The organism is Nocardiopsis sp. TNDT3 (assembly GCF_003427465.1).
Classification (GTDB): Bacteria; Actinomycetota; Actinomycetes; order Streptosporangiales; family Streptosporangiaceae; genus Nocardiopsis; species Nocardiopsis dassonvillei.
The window spans coordinates 1-6870 of record NZ_QPFC01000747.1; the positions used below are offsets into that span (position 1 = coordinate 1).

Below are 6870 nucleotides of genomic sequence, written 5' to 3' on the forward strand. Positions count from 1 at the left end.
CCCCGGGAGTAGTCGGGCACCGACGCCGAGCCCTGCCCCCCGGCGGAGGAGGGGGTCGGCTCGAACCGCACCCAGCCCGCGCCCTCGAAGTACAGCTCCGGCCAGGCGTGGGCGTCGCCCACGGACACCGCCCAGCGGCCGTCGCCCTGCTGCTCGCCCGCGGTGTAGCCCACCGCCACCCGCGCCGGGATGTCCACCTGTCGGGCCATGACCGCCATCGCCCCGGCGAACTGCTCGCAGTAGCCCACCCGGTCCCCGAACAGGAAGTGGGCGAGCGGGTCGGCGCCGTCGGGCACCGCGGGCGGGGACAGGTCGTAGGTGAACGCGCCCCCCGTGAAGTGGTCCTGGATGGCCACCGCCCGCTCGTAGGGGCTCCGCGCGTCCTCGGTCAGGTCCTCGGCCAGCTCCCGGACCCGCGGGTCCAGGTCGCCGGGTAGGTCGCGGAAGTCGCCCGGCAGCGACCGCGGGCTGCCGCTGTCGGCCAGCTCCTCGGCGGACGGCTCCCGGCCCAGGGTCTGCACGGTGAAGTTCAGCCCCGTGGGCGCGCTCTCGGTCGTGAACACCACGTGGCTCGCCGGGTCGGCGTACCACTCCCCGGGCACGTCCACCGTCCGCGCCCAGTACGGCAACGGCAGGAAGTCGATCCCGGGCGCGTCCGAGTCCATCGAGATCCGCGTGGTCACCGCGTCGCCTGAGGGCTCCGAGCCCCACCCGGTGGGCAGCGGCAGCTCCCCGTCGACCAGGGTGTCGCCCGAGGCGCTGACCGGCGTCATCGTCCAGTTCGCGCCGTCGAACTCGTCCAGCACGTACGTGCGCAGGTAGTCGGGCCGCTCGGCGTCGGTCCGGTAGGTCAGCACGGTGCGGTCGGAGGAGGAGGCCAGCTCGCGCCGCAGCGAGACCAGCGGGTGCGTGGTGGTGATGCGGTCCCCGCCGGTGCCGATGTAGGTGCCGTCGGCCATCGTGTGGAGCACGTCGGTGCGCAGCGACGGCACCGCGAGCGGCACCGTCAGCGCCAGCAGCACCGCGGCGGCCGAGGCCACCGCCACCGTCGTCGCCCTGCCCACCGCGCCCAGCACACGGGCCGAGGAGTCGTGGCCGTCGGGGACGCGCACGCCCCACTCGCGGCCGCGCACCCACACGTCCACCGCGAGCAGCAGCAGGAAGCCGACGGCGCCGCTGGTCGCGGCCGGCCAGCCCAGTCCGGCGTCGTCCACGATGAGCGGGACCGCCATCAGCACGGCCACCAGGGCGCCGACCATCCCGGGGCAGCGCGCGGTCACCGCCAGGAAGTCCGCGATGATCGCGAACAGGACGAACACCAGCGCGATGATCAGCATGACCCCGGCGGTGGAGGAGACCGGGGGCGTGCTGGTGTCGATCGTCTCCAGGCCCTCGTCGAACACCCGCAGCAGGTGCAGCGCCGTGTCACCGGAGGGCAGCAGCCCCAGCGGCGCGACGTGTCCGGCGAACAGCGGCGTCATCAGCAGCGCCGCCGCCAGCACCTGGAGGAACGGCACCGGGAAGGAGCTCCAGCCGCTGAGGCGGTACAGCGCGGACACCCCGCCCACCGCCACCGTCATCACGAGGGCCGGGACCCACCAGGCCTCGCCCCGTACGAGGCCGTCCAGCAGTGGCATCGCCATCAACAGGCAGGCCAGGGTGGCCAGGGGCATCAGTGCTCTCAACGCGGACCCTTCCGGGGGGTGTGCGGCCCGGCGGCGGGAGCGGGAGCCCAGGCGCGGCGCCACAGGTCGGGCAGTTCGGCGGTGGAACCCAGGACGAGGACGCGCCATCCGGCCGCGGTCAGCACGTCGTGGACCCCGCGCAGGGTGTCGGGGCCGGGCCAGGCGGCGTGCGCGCACAGCACGGCCACGCGCACGCCCCGGCCGCCCGTGCGGGACAGGGCGGCGGCCTCCTCGGGATCCACCGCGCCCAGCACCGCCACGACCAGGCCGGTCGCCCCGCAGGATTCGGCCAGCATGCCGATCCCGCCGAGCAGCCCGGGGGTGTCGGAGGGCTCGGCGACGGCCAGGCCGTCCAGCACGCCCGACGCGCTCGTGGTCGGGACCCGGCCCCGCTCGGTGTGCAGGCGCAGCTCGTGGCCGCCGTCGAGCAGGTGCACCGCCACCGAGGCGGCGGCGCTCACGGCGGTCTCCAGGGACCCGGCGGGCCCCGGGTGCCCGTGCGCCCCGCGCCGCGTGTCCAGCAGGACCACGCTGCTCTCCCGCGAGTGCTGCTCGTCCCGGCGCACCATCAGCTCACCGTGCTTGGCGGTGGACCGCCAGTGCACCTTGCGCAGGTCGTCGCCGTACCGGTACTCGCGGGGGACGGGGTCCTGCTCCCCGGCGCCGCTCACCGAACGCCGCGGCGAGTCCTCGCCCTTGGAGCCGTCGGCGGCGCCCAGCGCGGTCAGCGGGACGGTCACGGGGGTCACGAGCAGGCGCGAGGGCCCGCCCACGTCGCGGCTGACCCGCACGCACCCCAGCGGGTCGGTCACGCCGACCCACAGCGGACCCACCGGGTAGTCCCCGCGTACGGCCGGGCGCACCAGGTAGGCGACGTCGCGTACGGCGCGCGGACCCAGGTAGCCCACCGTGTAGCGGGGTTCGCCGCCCAGCGGCACGGGCAGCGTGTCCCGCACCGACAGCGCGGCCACCGGCCAGGTCCGCGAGGAGTTGCCCACACGCAGTTCCACCCGGGCGTTGTGCCCGGCCGGGATGCGCACGGGGGACAGGGTGCGGCTGTGCACGACGCGGGAGGCGGCCCCCAGGACCGTCAGCGCCGACAGCGGCGGGATCACGGTCAGCAGCACGCCCAGGCCCACGACCTCGCGCTGCCCCACGACCAGGCCGGACACCAGGGCGGTCAGGCCGAGGATGAGCATGCAGACGCCTCGTGCGGTGAGGGTTCGGTGCGGGCGCATGGACCCTCTCTCAGGGGGCGGGTGCGTACGGGGCGGAGCGGAGGGCCGCGGGCGCCGGGGGTCTACTGCGGGCCGGGCACGGGCAGGCGCGCGACCAGCTTGGCCACGATCTGCTCGGGGGTCAGGCGCTCCATCTGCGCCTCGGGGCCGGGCAGCAGCCGGTGCGCGAGCACCGGCACGGCCAGGGCCTGCACGTCGTCGGGGACGACGTAGTGCCGTCCGTCCAGGGCGGCGTAGGCGCGGGCGGCCTGCACCAGGTGCAGGGTGGCGCGCGGGGAGGCGCCCAGGCGCAGTTCGGGACTGGTGCGGGTCGCGTTGACCAGGTCCACGACGTAGCGGCGCATGCCCGGGGCCACGTGCACCGTGCGCACCCGGTCGGCCAGGTCGCGGACCTGGGCGGCGTTGGTGACCGGCGTCAGGTCCTCCAGCGGCGAGCTGGAGCTGTGCGAGTCGATCATGTCGAGTTCGGCCTGGGGGGCGGGGTAGCCGACCGAGACGCGGGCCATGAACCGGTCGCGCTGGGCCTCGGGGAGGGCGTAGGTGCCCTCCATGTCGCCCGGGTTCTGGGTGGCCACCACCATGAACGGCCGTTCCAGGGCGCGGGTCTGGCCGTCCACACTCACCTGGCGCTCGGCCATGCACTCCAGCAGGGCGGCCTGGGTCTTGGGCGAGGCGCGGTTGATCTCGTCGCCCACCACGATGTTGGCGAACACCGGGCCGGGGTTGAACTCGAACTCGCGCCGGTCCTGGTGGTAGACGCTGACACCGGTGATGTCGCTGGGCAGCAGGTCCGGCGTGAACTGCACGCGCTGCACGGAGCAGTCCACGGCCCGGCCCAGGGCCTTGGCCAGCATGGTCTTGCCGACGCCGGGGACGTCCTCGATGAGCAGGTGGCCCTCGGCGAGCAGGACCGTCAGCGCCAGGCGCAGCACCTCCGGCTTGCCCTCGATGACCGTCTCGATCGCGGCGCGGACGCGGTCGGCCACGGCGACGATCTCACCGACGTCCCCTTGGACGTCGCCCCCGCGACCGCCGTGGTGTGTACCGAGTGACACCAGACCCCTCCCGCTCCCTGTGGCTCCGCGTGTCGCTGTTCGGAACCGAGGCTAAGCCCATTCCAACCGATTGCAAACCAAAGCGCCGGAATCAGCGGCCGATTGGTTCCAGGAATGGTCAAAGAGGCCAAAGGGCTCCAATCACCCTTCTGATCCTCGGTGGCGGCGCCGGTGCCGGCCGAGAGTGCGGAGCGGGTGAGGGCCCCGGCTCCGACCGGCCGGGACACCGCCCCGCCCGTCCGACACGCCGGGCCGCCCGCCGGGAGCCCGCTCTGCCCTTCCGCGTGCGCGCACGCGGGCACGCGCGCGGTGCCGCCGCAGGTCGTCGCGGTCCCCGGGGTCGCCTCCTCCGCGACACACCCCGCGCCCTCCACCTTCCCCCACCATCACGGCCAACGCTGTGACCTGCGTTTTCCTGGCCCGCAGTGGGCGTAAAAGCCGGAAAGATCTGTTGACGGTGGGGAAGAGTGGAGTAAGGTGGGGCACCGTGGAGAGGGTGAATTCTCCACTTCGAGGGTGAGGGAGGTGGAAGTGTGTTCCTCGGCACCCACACGCCCCGGCTCGACCAGAAGGGGCGGCTCTTCCTCCCCGCGAAGTACCGCGACGAGCTGTCGGGGGGTCTGGTGATCACCAAGGGCCAGGAACGCTGCCTCTACGTCTTCCCGACGGAGGAGTTCCGGCGCATCACCGACGCCCTCGCCACCACCCCGGTCACCGCCAAGGCGGTGCGCGACTACAGCAGGGTCCTCTTCGCCAGCGCCTCGGACGAGAACTGCGACAAACAGGGAAGGGTCACCATCCCGGCCAAGCTCCGCGACTACGCGGGCCTGGAGCGGGAGTGCGTCGTGATCGGCGCCAACACCCGCTTGGAGATCTGGGACTCCCGGGCGTGGTCGGACTACGAGGCCGAACAGGAACCCGCCTTCGCGCAACTGTCGGAGGAGGTGCTGCCCGGGGTGCTGTGACCCCGGCGGAAGCACCGCCGGGCCGATCAGCACACAGTCCACACCCTCGCAAGCCGGAGTCCGGCAACGGCCTCCGGGCGCGGTCTCCACGAGCTGGCGCGACTTCCCCGGTGCCAGGTCGTGAGCGCGAAGCCACCGGAAGGTGGACAATAGCGGCCGTGTCCGGAGGCCCGCCGGAACCCGCCGGGCCGTGCCAAGGACACCGTGGAGCGCACCGACCGCGGCGCTACCACGGCGACTCGGGGGGAGACGGCGACAGCGTGGAGGAACAGCAGCACATGGGGGACATCGGGCAGGACGGCGGGACCGGGGGCGCCCGCACGGACGGGAGCGGCGTGCCCGCCGACGGGGAGAACCCCGCCGGGGAGCAGGCGCGCCTCGACGCGGCCCGCTCCGGAGCCGACCCCCTGCACGTGCCCGTCATGCTCGACCGGATCGTGGAACTGCTCGCTCCGGCCCTGGAGCGGCCCGGCGCCGTCCTGGTCGACGGCACCCTGGGCCTGGGCGGCCACTCCGAGGCGCTCCTGCGCGCCTGCCCCGGCATGCGCCTGGTCGGCGTCGACCGCGACACCACCGCCCTGGAGCGCAGCGCCGCACGCCTGGCGCCCTACGCCGACCGCACCCACTTCGTGCACGCGGTCTACTCCGACATCCCGCGAGCCCTGGACGAGGCGGGCGCGGCCGAGGCCGACGCCGTCCTGCTCGACCTCGGCGTCTCCTCGCCGCAGCTGGACGAGACCGACCGCGGCTTCGCCTACGCCCACGACGCGCCGCTGGACATGCGCATGGACCGCGACCAGTCTCTGACCGCCGCCGAGGTCGTCAACACCTACCCGGTCGCCGAGCTCACCCGCGTGCTGCGCACCTACGGCGAGGAGCGCTTCGCCTCCCGCGTGGCCAGGGCCATCGAGCGCCAGCGCGCCCAGGCGCCCATCGAGTCCACCCGCGCGCTGGCCGAACTGGTGCGCGAGGCCATCCCGGCGGCCACCCGCCGCACCGGCGGCCACCCCGCCAAGCGCGCCTTCCAGGGCCTGCGCATCGAGGTCAACGCCGAACTGTCCATCCTCGAACGCGCCCTGCCCGCCGCGATCGCGCGCCTGGCGGTCGGGGGCCGTGTGGCCGTGCTGTCCTACCACTCGCTGGAGGACCGGATGACCAAGAGGGCCCTGGCCGCGCTGGCCACCGACACCACGCCCGCCGACCTGCCGGTCCCCCTTCCCGAACGGCAGCCCGAACTCCGGCTGCTCACCCGGGGGGCCGAACTCCCCACGGACGAAGAGAACGAACGCAACCCGCGCGCGCAGTCGGCCCGCCTCCGGGCGGCCGAACGCGTGCGACCGCCGCGGCAGTAGGGAGACCCAGATGAGCACGAGGACGGACACGCGCCGCACGCCCGTACGCGGTGGCAAGGCCCCCACCGGGAAGGCCGCCCCCGCGCGGCCCAAGCGGGCGGTCGAACCCGCGACCAGGCCCGCGGCCGCGCCCGCACGGGCCAAGCGCACCCGGACCGGGGGCGGTGCGCAGGGCCGGGCGCCGCGCATCCCCTTCGTCCTGCTCATCCTGTTCCTGCTGGGGGCCACGCTCGTCAGCCTGCTCGTCCTGCGCAGCGTCGTGGCCGAGGAGGCCTTCGCCATCGCCAACCTCAAGGAGGAGAACCGGGAGCTGTCCTACGAGGAGCAGCAGCGGCGCAGCACGGTCGCCGAACTGGAGAGCTCCGAGCGCATCTCCGACGAGGCAGAGGCCATGGGCATGGAGCAGGGCGGTGAACCCCCGCTCTTCCTCGACCCCGAGACCGGTGAGATCAGCGGCGCCACCGGGAGCGGTGAGTGAGTACTCCCAGAGACCGGCGTCCCCGGAACCCCCGCAGGCCCGGAGCGGCCAACCGCTCGGGGTCCCGGCCCAAGAGGCCCCAGCGCGAGCCGCGCCG

Annotated in this window: 6 protein-coding genes; 3 read left to right on the top strand and 3 right to left on the bottom strand. The window is 74.2% G+C overall.

Translation table 11 applies throughout. The features are described 5' to 3' along the window. The 3 genes from DQW06_RS18460 to DQW06_RS18470 form a co-directional block, all read right to left on the bottom strand. Window positions 1–1673 (bottom strand): DUF3488 and transglutaminase-like domain-containing protein (locus tag DQW06_RS18460; protein ID WP_157983484.1); only part of this gene is annotated, 1673 nt, incomplete at its 3' end. Window positions 1674–1681: 8 nt separating this feature from the next. Continuing rightward, on the bottom strand, window positions 1682–2923 hold the full coding sequence (locus tag DQW06_RS18465; RefSeq protein ID WP_198662480.1) for a DUF58 domain-containing protein: 1242 nt from the start codon (window positions 2921–2923) through the stop codon (window positions 1682–1684). A 62-nt stretch (window positions 2924–2985) separates the two neighbouring features. Next, a complete protein-coding gene (locus DQW06_RS18470; protein ID WP_013151937.1) occupies window positions 2986–3978 on the bottom strand; it encodes a MoxR family ATPase in 993 nt (330 codons plus the stop codon). 533 nt (window positions 3979–4511) lie between these two features. Here DQW06_RS18470 and mraZ point away from each other — a divergent pair. From mraZ to DQW06_RS18485, 3 genes are all read left to right on the top strand, one after another. After that, entirely contained in the window at window positions 4512–4943 is a 432-nt protein-coding gene (gene mraZ / locus DQW06_RS18475; protein WP_013151938.1) for a division/cell wall cluster transcriptional repressor MraZ, read from the top strand. 278 nt (window positions 4944–5221) lie between these two features. Continuing rightward, entirely contained in the window at window positions 5222–6295 is a 1074-nt protein-coding gene (gene rsmH / locus DQW06_RS18480; protein ID WP_071621621.1) for a 16S rRNA (cytosine(1402)-N(4))-methyltransferase RsmH, read from the top strand. A 10-nt stretch (window positions 6296–6305) separates the two neighbouring features. Beyond that, on the top strand, window positions 6306–6773 hold the full coding sequence (locus DQW06_RS18485; RefSeq protein WP_117198994.1) for a hypothetical protein: 468 nt from the start codon (window positions 6306–6308) through the stop codon (window positions 6771–6773). Window positions 6774–6870: the final 97 nt, after the last annotated feature.

Coding starts and splice junctions, on each gene's coding strand:
- DQW06_RS18465 (WP_198662480.1), bottom strand. CDS start 2,923: ATGCGCCCGCACCGAACCCTCACCGCACGAGGCGTCTGCATGCTCATC.
- rsmH (WP_071621621.1), top strand. CDS start 5,222: ATGGGGGACATCGGGCAGGACGGCGGGACCGGGGGCGCCCGCACGGAC.
- DQW06_RS18485 (WP_117198994.1), top strand. CDS start 6,306: ATGAGCACGAGGACGGACACGCGCCGCACGCCCGTACGCGGTGGCAAG.